Here is a 22,793-nt window from a genome sequence, read left to right on the forward strand (position 1 = left end):
CCGACGCCGCAAGCCGGAAATACGAATGGGAGAACAGCGTATCCCGCTTTTGCCAGGTCAAAAATCGTTTTGTCGAGCCCCATATTGATGAAGCCAGCAACATTTTCCCCAAGCACCCAACGGGGCCGCAGTTCGGTAATAATGCGGCACATTTCCGGCCACAGGTAGCGTTCATCCGCAAAGCCCCGCCGCTTTCCTGCGGTGGAGAAGGGCTGGCACGGGAATCCGCCGGAGAGAATCGTGATGGTTTCAAGTCCTGTTTTCTCAAAAAACGCCTCCTTCGTGAATGTGGTGATGTCCCGGAATTTCGGCACATCCGGCCAATGCTTTTGCAAGATGGAATAGGGATAGTCCGCCCACTCGCATTGACAGACCGTTTCAAAGCCCGCCGCCTCTGCCGCCAGGTCCAGCCCGCCGATGCCGGAAAAGAGGCTGACATGAGTGAGCTTATTCATGGCTGATCTGCTCCCCAGGGATCAGCTCCGCCCGGAACCGCTTGATGACCGCCGCCTCCAATTCATCCTGACAAAAGTTACTGTCAGCGGAAAGACCCAGCTTGCGGCGCAGCCTGTTCAGCGTCTTTTCATAGTTCCCGTATTTCTTTTGCAGTCGGAGAAAATCTTTCTCGTTCTGCGCCTGCGACAGACACTTGGCGATGCTGTACCAAGTCACCAGGAACATGTGCAGTTCGCTCACCAGCAGCCGGAATCCGCTGCCGGGGATCAGATAGTGTTCCTCCTGGCGGCCGCCGCCCGGTTCGGGTTCGTCGTCCTCGCACTCCACATAGAAGGCGTCCAGCTCGCACAGCTCCCGCGCCTTCATCCCGGCAAGGTCCGCCTTGTCGCCGAACACCAGGTAACGGCCGGGAATGTTCCAGGCATCAAACTTGTCATCGGCGATCTGGCCGTACCGCTTCGCCGCCGCAATGAACGCCTCGACATCCTCCCGGTCCTTGATTTTTCCGGCAAGGAAGGCAAGCTGATGAAGCAGCCCATAGAGATGCACTTCCTCGTCGATATGTGCCTCATAGGTCTTTTCCTCGATGACATACAGCTTTTCCTGTTCCATATCCTTATCCCATCCTTTCCTTCCATTCCAGCCGCATTTGCCCATCATCCAGCAGCAGACGGATCACATTCTTCCCCTGGGGCGTAATCAAGGTCTGCTGTCCAAAATGCCCGTATTTCCAGAAGTCCTTCACACGGAACAACCCGTCATTGGAAGGCTTGGCATAGGGCAGAAGGTATCCGGCCGGGCAGCGGTACAGAAATCCCGCGTCCATCAGGAAACGGCAAAACGCACGCTCCCCGATTTGCAGTTCCTTCGCCGTAGCCCGGATATTGGTGCAGTTTTCTTCATGGACAAAGGCATCATAGAAATCTGCTTTCGGCCGCAGCCGTTCCACCTCGCCGGAGAGCTGTCGGTTTTTCTCATGCTCGGCAAGAAGCTGGTCGGCAAAAGCCAGCAGTATTTCCGGCTTTTCCGCCGCCTGCTCCAGAAGGGAGGCAGTCATATACCCGCCCGTCTTGCGGATCATGGGGAGAACTTCGTCAAACACCCATTTTTCAAAGCGTTCCGCACCAGGCAGCCGACTATGAACGATCAGGCGGTACACATCACCCTCGGAAATGAATTTCATCTGTTGAATCCCGCCATTAGAAGGGGTCGGTAAAACGCAGACCCCTTTGCAATGGGCTGAAATGGCATCAGCCGTGCGTTGGTATCCGAGCGCTTTTGCAATATCTTTTCCGCAAAACAGATAATTGCCGTTCTGCTCGATCACTCGGATGCTGCCAAATTCGCGGTTATTGAAAACCGCCATCTTGTTATCCATTCTGGTCCTCCTTTTCGTCGTCCACAGTTTCGTGTGCAACCTCGCTGGGCTTGGTGGTGAGCAATTTATAGAGCTCGGTGTCTTTCGGGAAGTCATCCGCAAAGGGCAGGATGACATTGTTGAAGAACAGCAGCCCGTGGCCCGGCTCGGAGTTGGTCACATAGGCAAGCTGCTCCGATGAAATGTTCAGCCGCTCCGCCAGTATCTTCCGGTCGCCTGCTGCCTGGTTGAGCATATAGATGAAATCGCTGTTCTCCAGGATATTTTCGATCTCCGGGGAGGAAAGCAGGTCCTTGGGGTTCTGGGTCGCCCCGGTGGGGATGCCGCCCCACTTTCTGAACCGTTTCCAAATCTCGGCGCTGTACGCGGCGGTCTGTTCCTCCTTCAGCAGAAGGTGGAACTCGTCCACGAAATACCAGGTAGACCGTCCAATGGCACGGTTGATGGTGACGGTGTTCCACACCGCGTCCTGGACAATGAGCATCCCCGGCTTTTTCAGGTTCTTGCCCAGGCCCTTGATGTCAAAGCAGACAAGGCGGTTGGAGATGTCCACGGTGGTACGGTGGTTGAAGAAGTTCAGCGAACCGTTCACATACAGGTCCAATGCCTGGGCCACCCGGTCAGCCTCCGGGATGTGTTGGGACAGCAGGGCGTTCATCAGATCGCCCAGAATCGGCATATTCTCCGGCCGGGGGTCGGCAAAGTAGGGCTGGTAGATCATCTGCACCGCCCGGTCGATGACCGTCTTTTCGATGGCCTCCAGGCCGGTCTTGCTACCCATGATGAGTTCACAGAAGGACAGCACGAAATCACTTTTCAGCGCCAGCGGGTTTTCTTCCTCGGAGTAGTTGAGGTTGATGTCCAGAGGGTTCACATAGTCGGTGCTGGACGGGGACAGCCGGATCACCTGACCGCCCAATCGCTTCACCAGGGGCGAATACTCGTCCTCCGGGTCGCAGATGATGACATTATCCTGGGTCATCAGCATGATAAAGGTGATCTCCCGCTTGCAGCTCATGGATTTGCCGCTGCCGGGGGTGCCGAACACAAGGCCGTTGGGACAGCGGGATTGCTTGCGGTCCAGCAGAATCATGTTGTTGGAGAGGGCGTTGAGCCCGTAGTACATGGCGTCGCCTCCCATGAATACCTCCTGGGTGACAAAGGGGACGAACACCGCCAGGGCCGAAGTGGTGAGGCTTCGTTCGATCTTGATGCGGTTGAGGCCCAGGGGCAAAGAGGACATCAGCCCATCTTCCTGCTGGAAGTCCAGCCGGGACAGAAGGCAGTTGTAGGTCTGGGCAACGCTGGCCGCCTGGGATACGGCGATCTCCAGCTTTTGCCGGGTCTCCGCCGTGTGCAGCACCAGAAAGGTCATGTTGAACATTCTCTCATTGCGGGATTGCAGGTCGGTGAGAAGGTCTTTCGCCGCGCCGCCATAAGTAGACAAGTCGCTGGGAAGTATGTCCATATCGTAGCCGCTGCGCACCGCCCGCTTCTGCTCCTGTATCTTCATGGCGTCCAGGTCGGTGATCTTCCGCTTGACCATTTTGATGGCCTCGTTCTGGTTGATGCCCCGGATGTGCATGGTCACCATGATATTTCCGTCCGCCTCCATGAAGTCGGTGAGGATACGGTCGTGCATCTCGGGCGCCAGGATTTGCAGGAAGGACACCGCCCCGTACCGCCTGCCGATGCGGAAGGTGCGGGTCTCCCCGAAGTGGAAGGAGGACGGAGAAATGAAGTCCTTCACCGAAAGGCCGCTGGCCGGGAGCCAGTCCCATTCAAAGGCGAACTGGCCGCCCTCCGGGTGGAGGATGTTGTAAAGCAGCTCCAGCCGCTCCTTTCCATCCAGCACATGAGCGGCCGCACCCATGACCTTGAAGCGGTTGAGGGTGTCGGTCTCAATGCGGGCAAACCGCGCCCGGGCCGCAGGGAGGTTCTCCGCCTCGATGGTCAGGGTCACATACTTGGTTTTCACATAGCCGTTGTTGCCCCGCTTGTACTGCATCCGCAGGATGTCCACCGCCTCGTCCCGGATGGGGTCCAGGTCGTTGCCCTGCCTGCGGATGCCGAACATTTCATCGGCGGCGCTGCCTCCGCTGCGGCTGTCCAAAGAGACCTGAACACCGATGGAGGGGTCGTAGCCGTTGTAGAAATCGCAGAGGCTTTCAAAGATGCTCCGCTGATCCTCCGGCCCCGCCAGGCGGTAATTCACATCCTCAAAGGCAATGGTCTTGGAGAAGGTGCCGCCCTCCAGCCTGCACAGACCGTCCGGGAACATATTCTGAAACGGGATGCTGTCCTGCACCGTATGGGCTTTTCCGTCGCCCTTCGCCTGCCGGATCACCGCCTCGATCTGCTTGCGCTCGGCACGGGTGAGCTTACGCTTTGCCGGTTTTTCTGCCTTTTCTCGCAATCCGCTTCACCTCCTGTTCCAGTTGGGATTGCCGCACCAGGGCGGAATAGAGATTGTTTGTCTGGTAGATGCGTACCTTCGGCCGGATGAATTTGTTCTGGATCAGATGCCCCAGGAACACTTCCAGCGGCTGCCCGTTCTTCTCGTACATGGCGAACAGGAAAAAGGGCAGCATCACCAGGATCATGCACAGCGCCGCCGTGGTGGTTCCCAGGCTCGCCTTTGCCAAAAAGAAAAGCGGTACGCCTACCAGCGCCGCCGCTCCGAAACAGATCACTTGTCGTTTGGTCAGCCCGAACAGGACCTTGCTCTGTATCCGGCTCAGGTCCTTCGGGATCGTTACATAAGCCAATGTTTTACACCTCCTTTTTCATCGGCGCATAGTCCTTAAAATCTGATACGGAATGAAAAATCCGTTTGTTATTTACCCATCTTTGCAGATGGCGGGTAATGCGTGGAGCCGTGGGACGCTCATAGATCATCACATAGGGATCATATCCCAATGCCCGCAAGGTGTTTACCCGGTACAAATCCTGTTCATGGGTGCTGCCGTAATTGGTCAGGACATAGACACGGCGGTTTCGGTCGCTCTTTATGGAAGTAAGTTCACGAAAGCGACGGAAATACTCCGTCAGGTCCTCGTCCGGGTTATCCCATGCAAAATGCACCGCTTTTGTCCGCACTTTGTTCAGCAGAGATACATTATCACGGCTGATAAGGCGAATATCGAGCCCCTGGGTAAAGTCCACCAGCGCCCGGCTCTCAATTAGCTGCTCAATGAGCCTTTCATGGTCGGGACAGGCAAGCAGGTTCGGGTCCATCAGTTTGATTTCTTCCTCACCATTCCAAAACTCGGAAAGATTAGCCACCCGGACGCTCCTGCGCCCTTCTTTTTTGCTGACAATACAAAATCCGCAGTTCCTTGGACAGCCACGACTTAAAAAGCCATAGGCTGTACCTAAAAACCGCGGATATAGAAAATAGTCCGGCCGAATATGCTCAATCTCATGCGGGAGGTTTTTGCCGAGGCCGTAACCTGTACCGCCCTGGATGACCTTATCCGCATTGTTCACCTGTATGGTGTCTTTGGAATAGGTGTCTGTAAATACCCGGCTTTTATAAACAAGGTCATATTGCTTTGCAGGGTCCCACCATTCTACCCGGTCCCCGCGTCTGGTGTGATACTCCGAGAGCTTCATCAGGCACAGGTTGGGAAAATTATGTGAGTCCACATCAATAAGGCCTACTCTCAAATATCTGCCTCCTTTAGTGGGCGCCGAACAGGGATTTTGCAAGGCTGCCGGTCTTGAACAGGGTGTAACACAGCAGGACCGTATAGCCCATGCAGCCCCAGATGGCCGCGGATATGTTGTCGCCGGATGTGGAGATGCCCTCCACCAGCACGGCATAAATGCCCACGCAGATCATAATAAGGAAGGCCTGGAAGCCCAGGGCCAGCAGCGAGCGAAGGTAATTCTGCCCCGTGGAGCCCCATTCCCGGTTGACCATCGTGGCAAAGGGGATGGGTCCTATTGAGGTGACCAAATACACCTCAATCATTCTGCCGTAGATCACCAGGAAGATGCAGATAGAAAGAATCTGCGTACACAGCCCCACGAACACGCTCTGGAACCACAGCCCCAGCAGGGCGCCCACGCTCCAGTCGGCAAGCTGGGTTTCCAGATCGCCCACCACACCGGAGATGTCGATACCCGCGTCCGAGATGATGACCCCCGCCGACTGACTGACCACATTCTGCGCCACATCGAACACCGCCATGACGATGTTCCAGGTGTTGGTGACGATCAGCACTGCACAGAAGGTCTTGAAAATCCACTTGAAGAAAATCCAGGTGTCAAAGTCGTGGAGGTTGTTTTTCTCGATGATGAGCTGGATCAGCTCGTAGCACATGACGAAGGTGAGGATGATGCCTGCGATGGGGACGATCACCGTCTCCGAGAGGTTGCGGATCATGTTGAAGATGCTGCTGTTCCAGGCGGCGGGCGTCATGCCGACCTCCCCGGCGATCTCGCCCACCTTTGTGTTCAGGGTATCAAACATCCCGGTCAGGTTTGAAATGATACCGTCAATGAGCAGTTCCTTGAACCACTCCTGGATCATATCCAATATCAAGGGAGATCACCTCCTTTGCGGGGGCTCCCGCTGCAAAGCGAAAGCCCCCGCCGGTTTTGGAGCAACATCAGGTGGTGGACAGCAGACCGGACAGCAGGGGGATCAGGGTGAGGCCAATGAGGGCAACGCCGCCGCCCGCCATGAGCTGCTTGATGCCCTGGCTCTTGGAGGCGGGGTTGTCCTGGCCGTAACCTTCCAGAAGGTTGATGCCGCCCCACACGCACAGGCCGCCGCCCAGAGCGATGACCAGAGTCTGCAAAACGTCAATAGCATTAGTAAAGAAATCCATAAATCACATTTCCTTTCGTTCGTTTGAATTGTTGGGTTGAAGGTCGGTGGCTCTCAATTCGTACAGATCGAAAGGCTCGTCCGGCTTCACAATAGCCGGTCTGCGTTTCATGTACCGTTCAATGTCAAAGGTGTTTTTCTTGTCGGCGTCGGCAAGGTACTTGTAGCGGGGATGCTTCGTTATATCAAACTTGTCGCTGAAAAACGGCCGCACCCCTCGCAGCTGCAAGATACACTTGCCTCCGTCCATCACCGCGATCTCGTCCTGGGTCATCAGCTCCTTTCCTAATTTTTGATAGTTGAGGCCGTGAGAAACCTGGCTGCCTCGGTTCTCGGATTGATTGAAGCTGTCGATGGTCTCCTTGCCCAGCAGCTCCGAGATTTCTTTCAGGGTGGATTTCTCCTTGCCTCCCAAAAACAAGGTGGTGTCGCAGTTGCCCACAATGGTATCTGCGGCATCCTTGTAGATGGTCTTTAACTGGCTTTGGGACTGCAAAATAATAGAAGCCGAGATTTCCCGGCTCCGAATGGTGGCGATCAACTTGTCGAAGTTGGGTATCTGCCCGATGTTGGCGAACTCGTCCAGGAGGCACCGCACATGGATGGGCAGCCTGCCGCCGTACACATCGTCCGCCTTGTCACAAAGGAGATTGAATAGCTGGCTTTGCAGCATGGCGATGACGAAGTTGAAGGTGGTATCTGTGTCGCTCATAATGAGGAACAGCGCCGTTTTGCGGTCGCCCAGGGTATCCAGCTCCAGTTCATCGTCCGACATGATCTCCCGCAGCTCCGCAATATCGAAGGGGGCAAGGCGGGCGCCGCAGCTAATCAAGATGGATTTCAGGGTCTTGCCAGAGACAAATTGTCAAGGACTTTTTAATCAAATTCACAAAAAATCTACAAAAAAGGTGCCAGAAGCACCGTATGGCTCCTGACACCTCGTTTGATAGATTACATTTTTCCGTTCAGCAGGTCTTTGCAGAGATACGCATAGTCTGGCAGCTGGTTGATATATGGCTCCCAGCGCCGCTTGATTTCGGCCAATTCCAGCGGATCGGCTGCTTCCAGCGCGTGATCGTTGCCCGTCATATATAAAACATCCGTAGCAACATCATCCAAACATCTACCGCAGAGATCAGCGGCTGATTCTATCCTGATGCCAGTATCCACATAAAGCGGATTTACGCCAATCGCCAGCCAGACATAGCCTACCTTGTCCGACCAGAGCAGTTCAAAATCAGGGCTTTGCCGCAGATGTTCCGCAAAGACCTCCTTTACTCGTTCAATTTCATGCTTCTCTTTTTCTGTGTAAAGCATTTTCGTGTCCTCCTTGACAAAAATTTTGGTGCGTACCATCATCAGTTTAGCACAAGGCAGCTTCGTTTATCAGTCTGTCACATCTGCTGAATTTCATTTTTGAGCATACGCTTGATTTTATCGCTCATGGTTTCTGTGCTGGTATTGCTGAAATGGACATGAACTTTGTAGGTTGTCTTTCCGATTTTCTTTACCATCGCCGGCGTGTTTTCCGGCGCTCTGGACGCAGTAGCGGCGTCTGCCACCTGCATAGTACGGGGTTCTTTGTTCATGGCGCTCCTTTCTCCGAACGGGTCTGTGACACCCGGTAAAAAATCAATCGTGCTTACTGTTTACAATGTCTTTTGCTGTCTGTCGGGTAGCACCGGCATTTTCTTCCCGGAAATTCTTCCCGTCAAAGAGAATCGGCGCACACCGTTCCAAAATACGATCATAGATACGGGCGTGAGCCAGATCAGGTGGGTTTTTCAGCTCGGACAGTTTCAAGTTTGTTGTAATAATCATGGGCCTGCGGCTGCGGTAGCGGCTGTCAATGACGAAAAACATCTGCTCCATCGCATACTCGGTATTGCGCTCCACACCCAAATCGTCAATGATGAGCAGGTCGTACTCGTCAAAGCTGGCGATAAAGTCGGCCCTGTCCTCGGAGAACATCCCTGTCAGGCGATTCAGAATGGTGGGAAAGTTCGTCATCAGCACCGGCACATCCCGGTCAAGCAGGGCGTTGGCAATACAACCGGCGAAAAAAGACTTGCCGGTTCCCACATCCCCGAACAACAGCAGGCCGGTGTTGTTTTTATATGCCTCCTTCCAATTTTCCACATAGGCGCGGGCCTTGTCCATCAATGGGTTTTGCCCGTTATCATTGGAAAATGTGTAGTCGTACAGATAACGGTCTTGCAGGCCCTGTGCCTTTCGGCGTTTGATACGCTCCATGCGGCGCTGCCGTTCCTCGGCGGCCTTGCGCTGCTCCTCAGCCTCCCGCTGGCACTGGCAGATGCAGCGCGGCATAAAGTAGCCGGGTTTCCCAAAGCATGGCACAACGGTCTGCCTCTGGCCGCCGCACTTTTTACAGTGAATGAGGCCGTCTGCCGGGTCTATGTACTCGTCCCCGGCCAGTTCCATACCGGCGGCTGCCTTGTCGATCAGCGCCCGGATTTCTGCGGTAATCTCAATCATACGGTTTCATCCTCCTTTACGCTGTAATCCCGGTTGCGAGAGGGCGGGGCTGCTTTCTTCGCGTCCTCACCGGCCCAGCGCCGGATGGTCGCTGCATGGCTCTGATAACGCTTGCCGGTAGAAGCCATGTACTCGGACAGTTTTTCGATGTACTGACCCCATACGGTGGGAAAGCTGGCCTGCAAGTCTGCCATTTCCTCGTCCGTCAGGAAAACATTTTGGTAACGGCCATAGGCGCGGGCGGAGTGTCCCTTCTCTATCTCTCTCTTTATCTCTATCTCTTTCTCTAACTCTATCTCTATCTCTGGTGGACGAATGTCGGACAAATGTCCGCCGTTTGTCCGGGGCGCAGAAAGAGCCTTATTTTGGAGCCTCGCAGCCCGCTTTCGCTCAGCCTCGGTAGAGGACTGGCCGATTAAAAGTTCGATGTTGCTCATGTAGAATGTGCCGCTGTCCAGCACCTCCACAAGACCCAGCTTCAAAAAGATCTGCAAAGCTCTCTCCACAGTGCCGATCTGCTGGCGGGTAATGGTGGCGATCATCTGCGCCGTGTAAGGAATGTCCTCGTCAAGTTGAAGCCGTCCACCATGTTTCAGCGATTTCAGATACAGCTTGAGCAGAATGTTGGAATACAGCACACCATCCTGCATACTTTCCAGCAGCACGATGGAATCATCGTCAAAATAGTTTTCTTTGAGTTTCAGGTAATAATATTTTCGATTGTCTGACATAGGGTTCCTCCTTGGGGTTCTCTTGGGATTCTGTACGCATTTTAAGGCTATTTTAGTGGGCAGAGGATAAATCTATCAGACTGCCTTTGACACCCCCGAAAAAAACCTTGATTTACAAGGGTTTTTCATCCCCTAAAGCGTGACATTTCTCCCGTTGTTTCCGCTTGCGCTTTGCGGCGTTGATCCGCTTCATGCGTGCGGCACATTCCGGGCAGTATTTGGCTCGGTTGGAACCGGGGGTAAACAGTGCCTTACATACGGAGCATTTCTTAGCATTCAGCCGGTGGAACAGCGCCGTTTCCAGTTCCTTATCCTGCGGCAATACCGCCGCCCGAAACCACCTGCACAACAGGGAGTAGGAAATAGACTGGACACAGACACATTCCTCCCCATCGTCCAGGGCGATACAGTTTCCGTCGATGTAGTTACAGCACTCATGCACCAGCCTCCGCGCTCTGCGATACTGGTGGTAATCCATGACAGGGATAGGTTCAGTCTTGTTGTTCTTCATAAATGATTTCTTTCATAAAGCCGGTAACCTCCTTGAATGAATTTATTGTTAAATATTCGTGCAAAGTATTGTTTTCTTCGTGCAAATGGCATATACTATAATTGCCAGCAGAAAGGGGTTGATCGTATGGCTGGAAATACCACAAACATCAGTATCCGCATGGACGCAGATTTGAAAGCGCAGGCGGACGCACTGTTTACTGAACTTGGCATGAACCTGACTACGGCGTTTAACATCTTTGTGCGCCAGTCGCTTCGTGAGGGCGGCATTCCCTTTGAAGTAAGGCTGGAACAGCCGAACAAAGAAACGGTTGCTGCCATGCTGGAAGCGGAAAGGATTGCAAAAGACCCGTCTGTAAAGGGCTATAATGACCTTGACGAGTTGTTTGCTGACCTGAAAAGATGAAAGAAACCAAATATACCGTCAAGTACACGACCAGTTTCAAAAAGGACTACAAACGAGCCATAAAGCGTGGCTTGAAGATTGAGCTGTTGGAGCAGGTCGTAGCATTGCTGGCGATGGGCGAACCGCTGCCAGATAAGAACCGTGACCATGACCTGTCCGGCGATTGGGCAGGCCATCGGGAATGTCACATTCTCCCGGACTGGCTGCTTGTCTACCGCATAGAAGATGATGTTCTGGTGCTGACGCTGGCCCGCACCGGCACACACAGCGACTTGTTCGGCAAATAAACAGTCTGCCGCCGTATGGGGAAACCTGTACGGCGGTTTTTCTGTGTGCAAAGGTATGTCGTGAAACGCGACGCACCTAAAAGGGGTACGCCAAAACGCGGTAGACTTTACCGCTCCGGCCCACGGTCGTGAGACTTGTCCCTTTCCTGTCGGGACAGCTGCTCGGCGGTTTTGCGGAGCCGTTCCACTGCTTTCAAATCCTCCCTCATGGATTTCATGGCAAGCGTGTCCGTCTGCTTTCCAGCGGCCAGCTGGTCAATTTCCAGCTGCCATGCCTTTGGGGTGATTGCCTCGCCGCTGTCTTTCAGTTCTTTCAGATACCGGGCCGCTGCGTCATACAGAATCAGTTCCCGGCTGTGGCGCTGTTCAAACTGTTCCCGTTTTTCCGGCTTTACTTTGGCAAGCTGCTTGTGGATGGACTTGTACTGGTTGTACTGTTCCCACATCTCCCCGCGCTCGGTAAGGGTAGTGATCCGGCGCTCGGCCTTGACGATCTTTCCGCGCAGGTCATAGTAACGGCTGTTCATATCAGCGATTTTTTCATGAAGCTGCTGCATAGACTGGATGCCGTTTGCCTGCAAAAAGCTGAATAGTGCAGCGCTTTCCTGCAAAGCCCGGATTTTGCCGGTGCGGGTGCGGGGAGCGTCCAACTGCTGCTGGGCCTCCCACAAAGCTGTCAAGCTGCTTTGCTGTGTTTGTGGTTTTTCCGTTTCGGCTTTCGACCAGCGATAAAGACGGGTAATGCGGGCTTTGATTTCTTTCAGCAGCTTATTGTCGGCGGCGATCTGCCGGTTTACTTCGCCCTTGTCGGTGCGGATGCCGCGCTTTTCCATTTGGCTGGCAGCTGGCCCCAGATGGACAGAGGGAATCTTATCAATGCCCTGCCGCTTGTAGCTGCGGTGATCTACCAGGGCGGGCTGACCGGCAGCCTCCAATGCCCGGTTGGTATAAGCCGCCCACGCTGCCCGCCAAATCTCCACATTTTCTTTATCGTTCCAGTCGGTCGTATCCTCTCTGTGATTTTTCCAGCCGCCTTTCCCATCCGGGATACGCTGTCCATTCTCGTCCAGATCGTATGCCTTGCGGCACTTTGCACCCCACTGTCCATTTTCTTTCAGAGGCCGGAGCGTCAGCATGATATGGACATGAGGGTTGCCGGTTCCCTTGTCATGGATAGCAAAGTCAGCACACATTCCTTTGTCTACAAAGTTGTCCTTCACATAGGCACGCACAAGGGCAAGCTGCTGTTCGCCGGACAGTTCACGGGGCAGGGCTGCTTCAATCTCGCGGGCAAGCTGGCTGTCCCTTGCTTTCTCGATTTGCTCCACGCTGTTCCAGAGGATAGATCGGTCTGCAAATTCCGGCGGCGCGTGGGCAGGCAGCATGATCTCCGCATGGACAATGCCGCCTTTCCGGGTGTAGTCGTGGGTCATTCCGTCCCATTCATTTGTCAGCTTGGTTCCGCTGCGGTAAGCAGCTGCGGCAACGGCAGAACGGCCTGCGCTGCGCTTTATGATACTGACGGGGATATGACAGAAATCTATGGGGAACACCTCCTTTCAGTGAGGGGATAACAGGCTCTGTGGAGCCGGACAAACGCAAAGCGGGTGTTTGGCTGCGCGGGGCGCACAAGGGGTTTGGGGAGTGTAGCGCCCCATCGCGGACGAAGTACGCAACGCCCGAATATGGGGCCCCCACAGAAACCCAGCGGAGCGGTTTTTGTGGGGAAAGGAGGAGCAAGGGAGCGTGTGCAGTTTTCGCCGCAAGGCGGGAACGAAACAGAGCGGACTTTGCGACGACGCGCGCACAGCACCGGCAACGGTGTATAAGTGCGCCCTTGTAAACAAGGGACTTACGGCTTGTCCCCGGATTTCGGCAGTTTTGCGGCCAGTTCTGCCGCCCCCGGAAGATGGGACAGGGCAATCAGGAACGCTTTGACCTCTACGCCGGGAAGGTCGGGGGCCAGAGGGAAAATGCCCTCCAAAACGGCCCCACGCTCAATCAGGCGGCGGGTGCGGGCCTTGCGTTCCTCGTTGCGCTGCTTGTTCTCCAAAATCTTCTTTCGGTTTTCAAGCTGCCGAATCTCCTTCAGGACTTTCTCCCGTTCTTCTTTTTGGGGGCGGGCTGTAATTTTTTCGTTCATGTCAGGCACCTCTTTTCTTTGAAAATACTCATAGATTGACCGTCCATTTCTGTCGAGCAAAGTACCGGCGTAGCCTCCGCAGTGCGGCATGGATGGATTTTCCCGCCTGTGATGGCGTGATACCCTCCATTGCGGCAATATCTTTCACTTTCATACCCAGCATATAGCGGGCGTGAACACGGCGAGCCTGCATAGGCGGCAGGGAGGAAATGGCTTCGTACAATCGCCGTATCAATTCTTCGTATTCGGCTAATTCTTCTTTTTCTATCAGGTAGTCCTCCGGCGATGGCTGCGCCCAGCCGATGGCGGCATTTTCGATTCCATCGTTACAATCGAGGGAATAAAACGCCTTATACCGGAACATCTTGCGATCTCTGGCGGCCTCGGCTCTCTTGTCCAGAAGAAACGCTTCGACGATCTCATCGGACACCTCCACAAAAATGTCCTCTTTGCAAAATGGATAATATTGTTTGAGATTGATGGTCTGCATAGGCACGCCCTCACTCTGTTTGAAAAAGGCCATCATAAAAGCGGCGCATATTCCGCAGCCCCCGGCGGATGGCAACGCTGACCTTGCTGCTGTGGACACCCTCTATCCGAGAGATTTCCGGCTGCTTGATACCGGCAATGTAGTAGGCGTGAACACGGCGGGCCTGTGTCGGAGTGGCATGAGCCAGAGCCACCGGCAGAGCTGCAATCAGGTATAGGCGGGTGGTCATTTCTTCTCGTTCCAGCAAAATATCTTCCGGCGATCTGCTGTGTTCCAGTGCGTAATTTTCCAGCCAGCTGTATGCGTCCAGAGAGTAGTAGGCGCGGTGGTAGACTTTCCGGCGCTCATAATTCTCCATCTCCCGCTGGGCCTGATACATCGCTGCCCATACCTTGTCTGTAACATCCACAAACTCGTCATGCCGGTAGTGGGGATACATCCACCGCAGATTGATTGTTTTCATAGGCTTACCTCCTGAAAATCGGAGAGGCGGGCAGCTTGTCCGCTGTCCGCCCCTCGCTGAGATAAGGGAAATAATCCCTTTCACTTGGTAGCCCGAAAACAGGTCATTCGTTAAGCCTGTTCTCAGAGAAATTTATAAATTTTTTTCTGACCGCCTCCACACTTTGATAAACAGCCACTTTGGAGCAGCCGCACAGCACACCGATCTCTGCAAGGCTCAGCCCGTCAAGCGCATAGAGCAGGAACCGGCGGCGCTGGGCCTCGGTACAGGTGTCCAGAACAGCCATCAGCTCATGCAGCGTTTCCATGCGGCAAAGGTGTTCCTCCGGCGTTTCGCCGTAGACCCCTACACCCTCGGTGGTAATGATGTACTCGTCAAACTCCCGGCCATCCCAATGCCGCCGCTGTTCATGGAAGAGGTTCTCCGTTTTATGATCGGCCCGGTCAAGAAATTCATAGACTTCCAGCGTAACCTCCACGGCCACAGCTTGTCCGTTATAATTGATGGTAACTTCCATCTGCCTTTCCTCCATTCAGATTTTTTTAGTAAATCTGAATGGGGCGGCGGGGAGCGGCACCGGGGCCAGGGTTCGGGCCATGCTGGCCCGATGTTCCGGCTCCATAGGGACAAAAAAGCGCCCGGACAGCAAAAAGCTATTCGAGCGCAAAAACTCCAATATTCACTTACAGAATGACAATTTTCACACCGGCTACCAGACGGGGCCTGTTCGTTGACTGGGCTTTTTTTGACGGTAGTGAAATATCGTCTGAATTTGTCGGCGGTCAATGTGCTTCATGGCGGTTCCCTCCTAAAGCCGCCGTGTCAGCGTGTAGTCGTCACTCCTTTGTTGAGGGCATAAGGAACGGCGGCCTTGATGTTACTCAAAACCGCCGCAGTACCCGGGAAATCCATTATGGGCGCACGAAGCTGCCTGCCCTGCAACGGTTTTTTTCTTTCCCCGTCTTGCGGGGCAGGATCGCTTGTCTTATTTGGTTTAGGTTTGTTCCTGTTCGGCTGCCTCTTTCAGCCGTGAAAAGCTCTCATCGCTGATGATGTGTTCAATCCGGCAGGCGTCAGCCTCCGCAGTCCTGGGGTCAACGCCTGCGGCGATAAGCTGCTCGGTAAAGAAGCAGTGACGCTCGTAGATTTTTTCGGCTACCTCGCGGCCCACATCGGTCAGATGGAGAAAGTGATCTTCGTCCATAGTGAGAAAGCCGCCGTCCCGCAAGATAGCCACTGCATGGCACACGCTGGGCTTTGACACCTCCATGTGCCGGGCCACATCTACGGAGCGTACCATACCGCGTTTCTTTTGGAGAACAAGGATGGTTTCCAGGTAGTCCTCCCCGGACGCATGAAGTTTGTTCTTGCTGCTCATTATGCCAGCTTCCAGTTTTTAATAGATTTCTCTTTTTCCCACATAGTTTGATAAAGCGGCACGGTCTGCAACAGTTCTTCATGTTTCCCACAGCCTTGCAATATGCCGTCAGATAGGACAAGTATCTGATCTGAATTTTGGATATAGGACAAAGTGTGTGATACAAGGAACACCGTCTTGCCCTTAATCATTTCTTCTATGCCCTTCTGTATTGCTACGGCATTTTCGGCATCCAGACTGGACAGCGCCTCATCTAAAAGAATGATCGGGGAATCTTTCAAAATTGCCCTCGCAATAGCGACGCGCTGACGCTCTCCACCGGAAAGGCTTGCGCCGCCCTCGCTGATAACCGTTTGATAGCCCTGTGGGAGCTTTTCTATAAATTCGTGACAGTGAGCCTTTTTTGCCGCCTCTACCACCTGCTCGTCCGTTGCGCTCTGGTTTCCCATTCGGATATTATTCATCATGGTATCCTGAAAAAGATATACTTCCTGAAAAACGACACTCACATGACGCACCAGATCACTATGCTTTAATGTTGCCGCATCTTTCCAATTCAACAGAATCCGCCCGTTTTTCGGCGTCACGAATCCCGGAATTAAATTAAGGAGAGTGGATTTGCCGCTTCCAGAAGGACCCACCAATGCAGTGATCGTTCCGGGTTTAGCTGAAAAACTTACATGACTAACTGCGTCACGCTTTCCATCATAGCTAAACGATACATTTTCAAACCGTACATCGGCTTGTGTATCTGCAAACTGTGTAGTTCCCTGTTTTTCATTTTCGGTCGGCAGGTTGTTGATTTCTGCTATATTATCCAACGATGCGTTTGCAAGATTCATCATGGCAAAGGAACCCATCAGAGCTTCCAGCGGACGGTAAAAAATAATACCCATGATTGCAAAAAACAAATAGGTTGCCGGGGCTAATGAACCAGAACGAACCATTGCAATGCCAACACCCAAACTCAAAAACAGGCCCAGATTCAGGCAGATTTTATAACCCATGCTCCAATTCGTCAGCGTCGCTTCATAACGGTCAGAAGCCGTGCAATATCCGTTCACCTGCTTCTCCACGAGCTTACCGGATTGCTCCAGCCGGTATGCCTTGATCGTTTCCATGCCCTGTACATATTCCAGCGTGGAATCAATCATTGCCACCTGCGTATTTTTCTTCTGCTCTCCCAGTTGAACCATGCTCTTTTGAAACTGCTGGTAGAGGATATAGCCGGGGATGATCCCCGCAAACAGAAGAAGCGCCATACGCCAGTCCACACTAAGCAGCATCAGAGCAAATACAACCGTCATGATCATGCTGGAAACGAAACCGGCAATAATCTCCATGATATTCATTTCCACGAAACTTAAATCAGTTGTAAACAAAGATGTAAGCTGGCTGATCTTGTCTTTTGTAAAGTAGTAGAGCGGAAACTGTTTGATTTTCGCCGCAATCGAAAGACGTTCATCCCGCATCATGGCATAAGATACCGGGCGCTGTTTTGCAATCGTAAAGTAATAAAAAACAAAATGCAGGACAGTATAGACCAGAAACATAAGGCTATACTGCATCAGTTTTTCCCTTGTAAACGAGCCGCCCAAAATATCTTTTATCGCAAGGAACAGCATGAAATATATCGCGCCCTCACAAATTGAGGTCAACGCCTGAAACAGCCACGCAAGATAAAGCTGCTTTTTGCGCTCGCCTGCAAGGTCTAAGAATTTCCTTATCATAGCAATCATGCGTTTACACCTCCCATTTTCCATTGATCGGATTGCTCAAAGGCCGCCCACATATCCTGATACGGGGAGCAACGGTTTATCAATTCATCATGTGTGCCGCAGTCAATCACTTTGCCCTGTTCCAGAACCACAATCGAATCAGCTTCCTTGATACTGGAAAGACGGTGCGCTATTACAAGTACGGTTTTTCCCTCTGATAATTTAGCTAGCGCCTTTTGCAGTAAATCTTCATTGTCGGCATCAATGTAAGCCGTTGCCTCGTCTAGAATCACGACCGGCGCATTTTTCAGAATCGCCCTTGCCAATGTGATTCTCTGTTTTTCACCGCCGCTCAACTTGGTTTCCTTGTCTATCACTGTGTCATAGCCCTTTGGAAGCCGCATAATAAAGTCGTGACATACGGCATCCTTGGCTGCCTGCATCATTTCTTCCTCCGTGGCCTCTGGGTTTCCCATCATAATGTTATCCCGGATGCTCTTTTTGAACAGGAACGTATTCTGGGTCACAAAGGAAATCTGGGACATCAGATCGGATAGCGGAATCTGGTTCAGCGGTACGCCGCCCATACAAATCTGTCCCTCGGTTATATCCCAAAACCGGCAGATCAGGCTGGCCGCTGTACTTTTGCCGCTGCCGGAAACACCGGCGAGCGCCGTTACTTTTCCGTCAGGAACAGTAAATGAGACATCTTTTAATACCGGCTGTTCTTCCCCATAGGAAAATGTAACGTGTTCAAACGCAATCGTGTGGTCGGCAAGTTCTGCCTTTGAGGTCGTATCCGCCATTTCATCCAGCTTCAGAATTTCGTCTATCTTTTTTGCAACAGAGGCGTTCATGCCGATATAATCAAAGTTATTAGAAACAGTTTCCAACGGAATCAGCATGGCAAGCCCCATAAACAGATACATAATATAGCTGGCCGCTGTCACGCTGCCGGAGAGGTACATCAAACCGGCAAGCGGAAACAGGAACACAAGGTTGCTGTTTAAGTCGGTATGATTGAAAGCAACATATTTCAAGCAGCTTTGGAACCACTCTGTTACAACGGTGCTGTAAGTGCGGATGCTTTCTGACAGGCGGCCATAAGTGGATTCGTCGGCAGCAAATATCTTCAGTTCTTTCATACCGTTGACATATTCCACCGTCTTAACGCTGACATCGGCAAACGCCTGATTAAATTCGTCCATTTTTTTCATCTGAACGATAATCATAAGAATACCGACAAGAATAAACAGAACGACCGGAATCAGCATGATACCGGCTACCCTGATGTCCAATATCACCAGCAGGATTTCCATACACAGCGGTACAGCGAGGCCGGAAATAATCTCTGGAATGTTATGGGCGTAAAATGTCTCCAACTGTTCCATATTGTCCATAATGATCGTTTTGACCTGCCCGGATGCCGTTGTTTTCACATAGCCCATTGGTAAGCGGGCAATTTTACGGAACAGCTTTTTACGGGTTTCCCCCAATGTCTGGTAGGCTACCTTGTGAGAGATTTTTGTGCCGGTTCCAAACAGCAGATGTTTCAAAATGATTGCTGCGGCAATCAGGCACACATATTGAAAAAGGTTCTCTGTCCGTTCATCCAGGAAACAGGTCACAATACCCCAAACGCCTAAATAGGGCAGGATGCCGCACAAAACAGACAGGACGCAACAGATCACCGCACCAATCAGGCGGCGCTTATTTCTCTTATCAATTAGTCCAAACAGGGCTTTTACATCACTCATTACAATTCATCTCCTCCTTGCGGAATAGTGAAATTCCAAAATCTGTCCGATACTCCATTTTGCCAACCAGGTATAGCAATAGTTCCATGACTTTAATACGCATAAGGTAATTGCGGTACTGTTCCGGCAGCAAGAGCAGTTCGGTAAAAATATGCTCCACACTTTTTGTTGCGGGTGCTATAAAGCATCCGCCCGCTGTAAAAAGTCCTTGAAAATCCATGTCCTCGTCAAACGCGATTGTCCCCAGCATGATATTCAGGCTGTTTATGATCTGCGGCAGATAAGCCACCACTGAAACACCAACAAAAGGTTCTTCTCCAAAATCACAGCTTTTCAGGTGGCTTGCACCATTGAAAACAGAAATATAATGGTCGCTCATAATCATCTCCGGCTGGTCGCTGAACAGCATATTCACTCGCCCATGAAAGCAATAGGTGACTTCAATAAAACGATCTATACATTGGATATTTTTTTGAATTGGAGTTGTGATATGAACATTGCTATAAACAATTTCAGCACCAGGCATCACTTCAAAGCTCTGCATGGTGCCTTTCCCAAATTTGGGAGAAATTGTATATATCTTTGAATCCTTTTCAACGGAACAGTTACCAATCAGCTCATGGAAGAACAGGAGGTCATTTTCCATTCTCCTCAAGGTTCTGCCTCCTTTCTGACCGCAAGAAAAAATCATGTAGTCGATGCAGATTGTCGGGGGAAAGTGGGTAATCTTCCTGCTGTTTTCCGTTATCTAAATGAATCACTCTTGTACAGGCTGCCGCTAAAAATTCGTAATCATGGGTTACAACAAAAATTACCTTTCCCATTTTGGAAAGCGTTTGAAATAACCCCGCAACCTGAATCATGCTGTCATAATCAAGTCCGCTAGTTGGTTCATCAAAAATTAAAACATCCTTACGGCATACCATACTGACCGCCACGGCTGCACGCTGCTTCTGCCCCCCGGAAAGTGTATTGGGATGATGAGTACGGTACTCATAAATACCCAGCCGTTCCATTGCCTGTTTTGCTGCATCCAGATCAGGATGCTTAATTCCAAATACACATTCCTTTTCCAATGTATCGGCAAATAACTGATAGCTTACGTCCTGCATCACCATATAGGAGCGTTTTAACCGGCTCTTTGCGTTCAGTTCTTTACCATCCCAAAGAATTTGTCCCGTACAGTTTGTGTGCAGGCCGCATAGTGTTCTGGAAAATGTAGATTTCCCGGCTCCGTTATGGCCGATAATTCCTATGATTTCTCCCGGTGCCGCACTCAAATTCAAATCGTCCAGAACCAGTTTTTTCTTATAGAACAAGGATAAGTTCCTGACTTCCAAAATCGGCTTTTGAGAATTTTCAGCAAAGGCCCTTGGCTGTACCTTTGACAAATCTAAAGCGCGAAGTCCCATACTATGCCGCTGTTCTTCAGGAATAGAAAGAAACTGGCTTGGAGAAAACACAGCAGATATAGCCCCGTTTTCCATATACGCAATGCGGTCAACTAATTCCCTCAGATAATAAATCCTATGTTCTGCAATTAGAATGGTCTTGCCTTGTTTCTTTAGGAGTTCAAGTGTACGCCGCAAATCCTCAATAGCATCCATATCCAGATTGGACGATGGTTCATCTAACAAGTAAATACTCGGAGACATAGCATAGATGGACGCAAACGCCACCTTTTGTTTTTCACCGCCAGACAATTCAAATATGCTTCTCCCCGTCAGATGTGCTATATCTAAATCCGCAACTGTCTTTGAAATGCGTTCTTTCATTTTTTCCCTTGGATAAGTCAGATTTTCCATTCCAAAGGAGATTTCACTGTCTGTATCTACATTAAAAAATTGAGAGCGTGGATTTTGGAATACAGACCCCACATACTCGGACACTTCATATATGGGATAATCCTGTATATTTTTACCGTCAACATAGGTTGTTCCGGTGACTTCTCCCGGATAAAAGTATGGAATCAGGCCATTCACAAGACGGGTCAATGTGGTTTTCCCACAGCCGCTTCGCCCACACAACAGCACACACTCGCCTTTGTTGATTGTCAAATCAACATCGCGCAGTCCGCCATTTTGTAATGATTCCTGATAGGTAAAAGAAACCTTGTCAAAACGGATCATTAGCCTGCACCCCCTTTCAATTTCAGCCAGATTGACACTGACATAAACAAAGTGAACAGGATAAAGCATACGGCATCCGCAACACTAAAGTGGATTTCCTGCAAGCAGGTTCGGGGCTTCGGATTTTCCAGCCCCCTTGTAACAGCCGCCGCCGACAATTCATCCGCCACTTTCAGTGCTGACATCATCATCGGAACATAGATACATTCCACTGTTCGGGCCGGATGGGTCAGCAGACTTTTGACGGTTGGAGCGACATCGCGCATCCGCATGGCGTCGCTGATATAGCCCCAATCCTCATGCACCATAGGAAAATAGCGGAGCATGACCGTCAGAGGAATAACCATTGCTTTTGGCATATGAATACGGTTCATGGCCGCCATAAATTCATTTACCCTTGTCGTGCTGACTAAAATACCTCCGAGCATGGCACAAGGAAAGATTTTACGGATAAATACGGTAAATGTTACAATCGCAATCTGCAAAGTCCCTGTCAAATAATTTGTTCCAATGATATGCAGAACAACCATTCCCGCATAGACAGCAGCCATTCTTACCGTAAACCGCTTTGCTCCTACAAGGATGCCGAGAATCACAACGCATACAACCAGCGCAATCTCATAGAGTAAAGAGGGCGCAAGGAACAACGCAACATTTCCGACGATCAACAGATATAGTTTTGTGCGAGGGTCTAAATGTAATGTGGCAAGTGTGTCTTTTGTTTGCAGTTGCATCTCCATTACACTACTCCGGCCTTTTCAAAATGCTTTTTCAATAGTTTCTGGCCTACAAGACCGCTGATAGCAGCACAGATCAACACGCCGATAATCATTGCCGGGAGCATCCAGTTTTGCGCGGTTGAAACCATTGTGTCCATATAGGTCTGTTCTGTTCCCTTTTCTACCAAATATTGCACATAGGCGTCGCGGTCAAACCAAAGCATACCGTAGGAGAAAACTGGGCTGAGAACAAAAATCATGTAGGACAACAGGTTACGCCCTTTGTTTCTAAAGTTCCCGGAACCGGCCAGCAGATCGGCCACAACGCCGAGAATACAATATGCCAAACACATAGACCAGTACATACCGAGTACGAACAGTACACCTCCTACCAAAATACCGGTGACAATGATTGGGCCATGCTTCGGCACCTTCGCCAGTATCAACATATAAACCGGGCCGCACAGCAGCGCAATAGACAGCGGGCAAAGGAAAGTCAGTACAGGGAAGAACCCAAAGATAGCCTCGCCAATCATGGCGCATACCATGTACAAAGCAGCAAGGATGCCGGTGGTAATCAAATCACGCACAGACAGCCCTTTTTTCATTTGTTGTGAATTAGACATTTTCAACGTCCTCCTATTTATTATTTGCTGGCAGAAGCCTCATTGACCTACGCACAAAATCGTGATAGAATTGCTGTGATTAGAGTCAGCTAACCAGCCAGTAATGTCATTCTACTCAGTGATTTTTTGGGTGTCAAATCCGGCAAAAAAGGTCAAAACAGGAGTTAAAAGTGGAAAAACAACCGGATATATCAGTGCTTTTTGTGGTTTTGCTGACAGCCTTTGCGACATTTTGGAGCATAAAAAAAGATACTGCGGATTATTCCGAC

General features: G+C 51.3%; 26 protein-coding genes and 2 pseudogenes. 2 read left to right on the plus strand and 26 right to left on the minus strand.

Annotated elements, in window-relative coordinates; translation table 11 throughout:
- Positions 1 to 8 precede the first annotated feature (8 nt).
- The 14 genes and pseudogenes from BN3266_RS14575 to BN3266_RS06545 all read right to left on the minus strand — a co-directional run.
- Positions 9 to 455: pseudogene (locus BN3266_RS14575) on the minus strand (DNA cytosine methyltransferase); the annotation flags it as partial.
- Complete coding sequence (locus tag BN3266_RS06485) at positions 448 to 1,068, minus strand: hypothetical protein (protein WP_059004496.1); 621 nt, start codon at positions 1,066 to 1,068, stop codon at positions 448 to 450. The gene BN3266_RS06485 and the pseudogene BN3266_RS14575, both read right to left, overlap by 8 nt.
- A 4-nt stretch (positions 1,069 to 1,072) precedes the next feature.
- The gene (locus BN3266_RS06490; RefSeq protein WP_059004497.1) at positions 1,073 to 1,834 is read right to left on the minus strand and encodes a BRO family protein; all 762 of its coding nucleotides are present in this window, start codon (positions 1,832 to 1,834) and stop codon (positions 1,073 to 1,075) included.
- Positions 1,827 to 4,250 (minus strand): VirB4-like conjugal transfer ATPase, CD1110 family, encoded by a 2,424-nt coding sequence (locus BN3266_RS06495; protein ID WP_059004498.1) that lies wholly within the window; start codon positions 4,248 to 4,250, stop codon positions 1,827 to 1,829. The genes BN3266_RS06490 and BN3266_RS06495 overlap by 8 nt, the downstream gene beginning before the upstream one ends.
- Positions 4,216 to 4,602 carry a PrgI family protein gene (locus tag BN3266_RS06500; RefSeq protein WP_059004499.1) on the minus strand — a complete coding sequence of 129 codons (387 nt, stop codon included), beginning with the start codon at positions 4,600 to 4,602 and terminating at the stop codon, positions 4,216 to 4,218. Before BN3266_RS06500 ends, BN3266_RS06495 begins: the two co-directional genes overlap by 35 nt.
- Positions 4,603 to 4,606: 4 nt before the next feature.
- Entirely contained in the window at positions 4,607 to 5,503 is an 897-nt protein-coding gene (locus BN3266_RS06505) for a radical SAM protein (RefSeq protein ID WP_059004500.1), read from the minus strand.
- 13 nt (positions 5,504 to 5,516) lie between these two features.
- Positions 5,517 to 6,371: a VirB6/TrbL-like conjugal transfer protein, CD1112 family gene (locus BN3266_RS06510; protein WP_050617401.1), complete on the minus strand. Its 855-nt coding sequence runs from the start codon at positions 6,369 to 6,371 to the stop codon at positions 5,517 to 5,519.
- A gap of 79 nt (positions 6,372 to 6,450) precedes the next feature.
- The gene (locus tag BN3266_RS06515) at positions 6,451 to 6,672 is read right to left on the minus strand and encodes a Maff2 family mobile element protein (protein ID WP_059004501.1); all 222 of its coding nucleotides are present in this window, start codon (positions 6,670 to 6,672) and stop codon (positions 6,451 to 6,453) included.
- 3 nt (positions 6,673 to 6,675) lie between these two features.
- Positions 6,676 to 7,536: pseudogene (locus BN3266_RS06520) on the minus strand (VirD4-like conjugal transfer protein, CD1115 family); the annotation flags it as partial.
- Positions 7,537 to 7,622: 86 nt separating this feature from the next.
- On the minus strand, positions 7,623 to 7,988 hold the full coding sequence (locus BN3266_RS06525; RefSeq protein ID WP_059004502.1) for a hypothetical protein: 366 nt from the start codon (positions 7,986 to 7,988) through the stop codon (positions 7,623 to 7,625).
- 77 nt (positions 7,989 to 8,065) lie between these two features.
- Positions 8,066 to 8,239 carry a transposon-encoded TnpW family protein gene (locus BN3266_RS06530; protein ID WP_005924807.1) on the minus strand — a complete coding sequence of 58 codons (174 nt, stop codon included), beginning with the start codon at positions 8,237 to 8,239 and terminating at the stop codon, positions 8,066 to 8,068.
- A gap of 64 nt (positions 8,240 to 8,303) precedes the next feature.
- Positions 8,304 to 9,167, minus strand: coding sequence for an ATP-binding protein (locus BN3266_RS06535; RefSeq protein WP_050617392.1), 864 nt, complete (start codon positions 9,165 to 9,167; stop codon positions 8,304 to 8,306).
- Positions 9,164 to 9,898: a phage replisome organizer N-terminal domain-containing protein gene (locus BN3266_RS06540; RefSeq protein ID WP_050617391.1), complete on the minus strand. Its 735-nt coding sequence runs from the start codon at positions 9,896 to 9,898 to the stop codon at positions 9,164 to 9,166. Before BN3266_RS06540 ends, BN3266_RS06535 begins: the two co-directional genes overlap by 4 nt.
- 112 nt (positions 9,899 to 10,010) lie before the next feature.
- A complete protein-coding gene (locus BN3266_RS06545; RefSeq protein WP_059004503.1) occupies positions 10,011 to 10,409 on the minus strand; it encodes a cysteine-rich VLP domain-containing protein in 399 nt (132 codons plus the stop codon).
- 126 nt (positions 10,410 to 10,535) lie between these two features.
- On the opposite strand from BN3266_RS06545, the gene BN3266_RS06550 reads away from it, so the two are divergent.
- Entirely contained in the window at positions 10,536 to 10,814 is a 279-nt protein-coding gene (locus BN3266_RS06550) for a type II toxin-antitoxin system RelB/DinJ family antitoxin (RefSeq protein WP_005924829.1), read from the plus strand.
- Positions 10,811 to 11,101: a type II toxin-antitoxin system YafQ family toxin gene (locus tag BN3266_RS06555; protein WP_002596328.1), complete on the plus strand. Its 291-nt coding sequence runs from the start codon at positions 10,811 to 10,813 to the stop codon at positions 11,099 to 11,101. The genes BN3266_RS06550 and BN3266_RS06555 overlap by 4 nt, the downstream gene beginning before the upstream one ends.
- Positions 11,102 to 11,208: 107 nt before the next feature.
- On the opposite strand, the gene mobQ is transcribed toward BN3266_RS06555, so the two are convergent.
- From mobQ to BN3266_RS06610, 12 genes are all read right to left on the minus strand, one after another.
- Positions 11,209 to 12,654 carry a MobQ family relaxase gene (mobQ, locus tag BN3266_RS06560; RefSeq protein ID WP_059004504.1) on the minus strand — a complete coding sequence of 482 codons (1,446 nt, stop codon included), beginning with the start codon at positions 12,652 to 12,654 and terminating at the stop codon, positions 11,209 to 11,211.
- Between the two features lie 299 nt (positions 12,655 to 12,953).
- Positions 12,954 to 13,244 carry a DUF3847 domain-containing protein gene (locus BN3266_RS06565; RefSeq protein ID WP_059004505.1) on the minus strand — a complete coding sequence of 97 codons (291 nt, stop codon included), beginning with the start codon at positions 13,242 to 13,244 and terminating at the stop codon, positions 12,954 to 12,956.
- Positions 13,245 to 13,272: 28 nt separating this feature from the next.
- Entirely contained in the window at positions 13,273 to 13,734 is a 462-nt protein-coding gene (locus BN3266_RS06570) for an RNA polymerase sigma factor (protein ID WP_009296689.1), read from the minus strand.
- A 10-nt stretch (positions 13,735 to 13,744) separates the two neighbouring features.
- On the minus strand, positions 13,745 to 14,197 hold the full coding sequence (locus BN3266_RS06575) for a hypothetical protein (RefSeq protein ID WP_059004506.1): 453 nt from the start codon (positions 14,195 to 14,197) through the stop codon (positions 13,745 to 13,747).
- Between the two features lie 103 nt (positions 14,198 to 14,300).
- On the minus strand, positions 14,301 to 14,714 hold the full coding sequence (locus tag BN3266_RS06580; RefSeq protein ID WP_050617386.1) for an RNA polymerase sigma factor: 414 nt from the start codon (positions 14,712 to 14,714) through the stop codon (positions 14,301 to 14,303).
- Between the two features lie 477 nt (positions 14,715 to 15,191).
- Positions 15,192 to 15,575 (minus strand): metal-dependent transcriptional regulator, encoded by a 384-nt coding sequence (locus BN3266_RS06585; RefSeq protein ID WP_024724761.1) that lies wholly within the window; start codon positions 15,573 to 15,575, stop codon positions 15,192 to 15,194.
- The gene (locus BN3266_RS06590) at positions 15,575 to 17,314 is read right to left on the minus strand and encodes an ABC transporter ATP-binding protein (protein WP_059004507.1); all 1,740 of its coding nucleotides are present in this window, start codon (positions 17,312 to 17,314) and stop codon (positions 15,575 to 15,577) included. The genes BN3266_RS06585 and BN3266_RS06590 overlap by 1 nt, the downstream gene beginning before the upstream one ends.
- A complete protein-coding gene (locus BN3266_RS06595; protein ID WP_050004281.1) occupies positions 17,311 to 19,050 on the minus strand; it encodes an ABC transporter ATP-binding protein in 1,740 nt (579 codons plus the stop codon). The genes BN3266_RS06590 and BN3266_RS06595 overlap by 4 nt, the downstream gene beginning before the upstream one ends.
- Positions 19,043 to 19,705 carry a hypothetical protein gene (locus BN3266_RS06600; protein WP_059004508.1) on the minus strand — a complete coding sequence of 221 codons (663 nt, stop codon included), beginning with the start codon at positions 19,703 to 19,705 and terminating at the stop codon, positions 19,043 to 19,045. The genes BN3266_RS06595 and BN3266_RS06600 overlap by 8 nt, the downstream gene beginning before the upstream one ends.
- Entirely contained in the window at positions 19,686 to 21,179 is a 1,494-nt protein-coding gene (locus BN3266_RS13220) for an ABC transporter ATP-binding protein (RefSeq protein ID WP_050004279.1), read from the minus strand. The genes BN3266_RS06600 and BN3266_RS13220 overlap by 20 nt, the downstream gene beginning before the upstream one ends.
- Positions 21,179 to 21,919: an energy-coupling factor transporter transmembrane component T gene (locus BN3266_RS06605; RefSeq protein ID WP_050004278.1), complete on the minus strand. Its 741-nt coding sequence runs from the start codon at positions 21,917 to 21,919 to the stop codon at positions 21,179 to 21,181. Before BN3266_RS06605 ends, BN3266_RS13220 begins: the two co-directional genes overlap by 1 nt.
- Positions 21,919 to 22,524 (minus strand): MptD family putative ECF transporter S component, encoded by a 606-nt coding sequence (locus tag BN3266_RS06610; RefSeq protein ID WP_015533385.1) that lies wholly within the window; start codon positions 22,522 to 22,524, stop codon positions 21,919 to 21,921. The genes BN3266_RS06605 and BN3266_RS06610 overlap by 1 nt, the downstream gene beginning before the upstream one ends.
- Between the last annotated feature and the right edge of the window lie 269 nt (positions 22,525 to 22,793).

Source organism: Bittarella massiliensis (ex Durand et al. 2017) (genome assembly GCF_001486165.1).
Taxonomy (GTDB): Bacteria; Bacillota; Clostridia; order Oscillospirales; family Ruminococcaceae; genus Bittarella; species Bittarella massiliensis.

Bases quoted from the DNA above. Each gene is read 5' to 3' on its own strand.
- BN3266_RS06485 (WP_059004496.1), bottom strand. From the start codon at position 1,068: ATGGAACAGGAAAAGCTGTATGTCATCGAGGAAAAGACCTATGAGGCA.
- BN3266_RS06490 (WP_059004497.1), bottom strand. From the start codon at position 1,834: ATGGATAACAAGATGGCGGTTTTCAATAACCGCGAATTTGGCAGCATC.
- BN3266_RS06510 (WP_050617401.1), bottom strand. From the start codon at position 6,371: ATGATCCAGGAGTGGTTCAAGGAACTGCTCATTGACGGTATCATTTCA.
- BN3266_RS06515 (WP_059004501.1), bottom strand. From the start codon at position 6,672: ATGGATTTCTTTACTAATGCTATTGACGTTTTGCAGACTCTGGTCATC.
- BN3266_RS06525 (WP_059004502.1), bottom strand. From the start codon at position 7,988: ATGCTTTACACAGAAAAAGAGAAGCATGAAATTGAACGAGTAAAGGAG.
- BN3266_RS06530 (WP_005924807.1), bottom strand. From the start codon at position 8,239: ATGCAGGTGGCAGACGCCGCTACTGCGTCCAGAGCGCCGGAAAACACG.
- BN3266_RS06535 (WP_050617392.1), bottom strand. From the start codon at position 9,167: ATGATTGAGATTACCGCAGAAATCCGGGCGCTGATCGACAAGGCAGCC.
- BN3266_RS06540 (WP_050617391.1), bottom strand. From the start codon at position 9,898: ATGTCAGACAATCGAAAATATTATTACCTGAAACTCAAAGAAAACTAT.
- BN3266_RS06545 (WP_059004503.1), bottom strand. From the start codon at position 10,409: ATGAAGAACAACAAGACTGAACCTATCCCTGTCATGGATTACCACCAG.
- BN3266_RS06550 (WP_005924829.1), top strand. From the start codon at position 10,536: ATGGCTGGAAATACCACAAACATCAGTATCCGCATGGACGCAGATTTG.
- BN3266_RS06555 (WP_002596328.1), top strand. From the start codon at position 10,811: ATGAAAGAAACCAAATATACCGTCAAGTACACGACCAGTTTCAAAAAG.
- BN3266_RS06565 (WP_059004505.1), bottom strand. From the start codon at position 13,244: ATGAACGAAAAAATTACAGCCCGCCCCCAAAAAGAAGAACGGGAGAAA.
- BN3266_RS06570 (WP_009296689.1), bottom strand. From the start codon at position 13,734: ATGCAGACCATCAATCTCAAACAATATTATCCATTTTGCAAAGAGGAC.
- BN3266_RS06575 (WP_059004506.1), bottom strand. From the start codon at position 14,197: ATGAAAACAATCAATCTGCGGTGGATGTATCCCCACTACCGGCATGAC.
- BN3266_RS06580 (WP_050617386.1), bottom strand. From the start codon at position 14,714: ATGGAAGTTACCATCAATTATAACGGACAAGCTGTGGCCGTGGAGGTT.
- BN3266_RS06585 (WP_024724761.1), bottom strand. From the start codon at position 15,575: ATGAGCAGCAAGAACAAACTTCATGCGTCCGGGGAGGACTACCTGGAA.
- BN3266_RS06590 (WP_059004507.1), bottom strand. From the start codon at position 17,314: ATGATTGCTATGATAAGGAAATTCTTAGACCTTGCAGGCGAGCGCAAA.
- BN3266_RS06595 (WP_050004281.1), bottom strand. From the start codon at position 19,050: ATGAGTGATGTAAAAGCCCTGTTTGGACTAATTGATAAGAGAAATAAG.
- BN3266_RS13220 (WP_050004279.1), bottom strand. From the start codon at position 21,179: ATGATCCGTTTTGACAAGGTTTCTTTTACCTATCAGGAATCATTACAA.
- BN3266_RS06605 (WP_050004278.1), bottom strand. From the start codon at position 21,919: ATGGAGATGCAACTGCAAACAAAAGACACACTTGCCACATTACATTTA.
- BN3266_RS06610 (WP_015533385.1), bottom strand. From the start codon at position 22,524: ATGTCTAATTCACAACAAATGAAAAAAGGGCTGTCTGTGCGTGATTTG.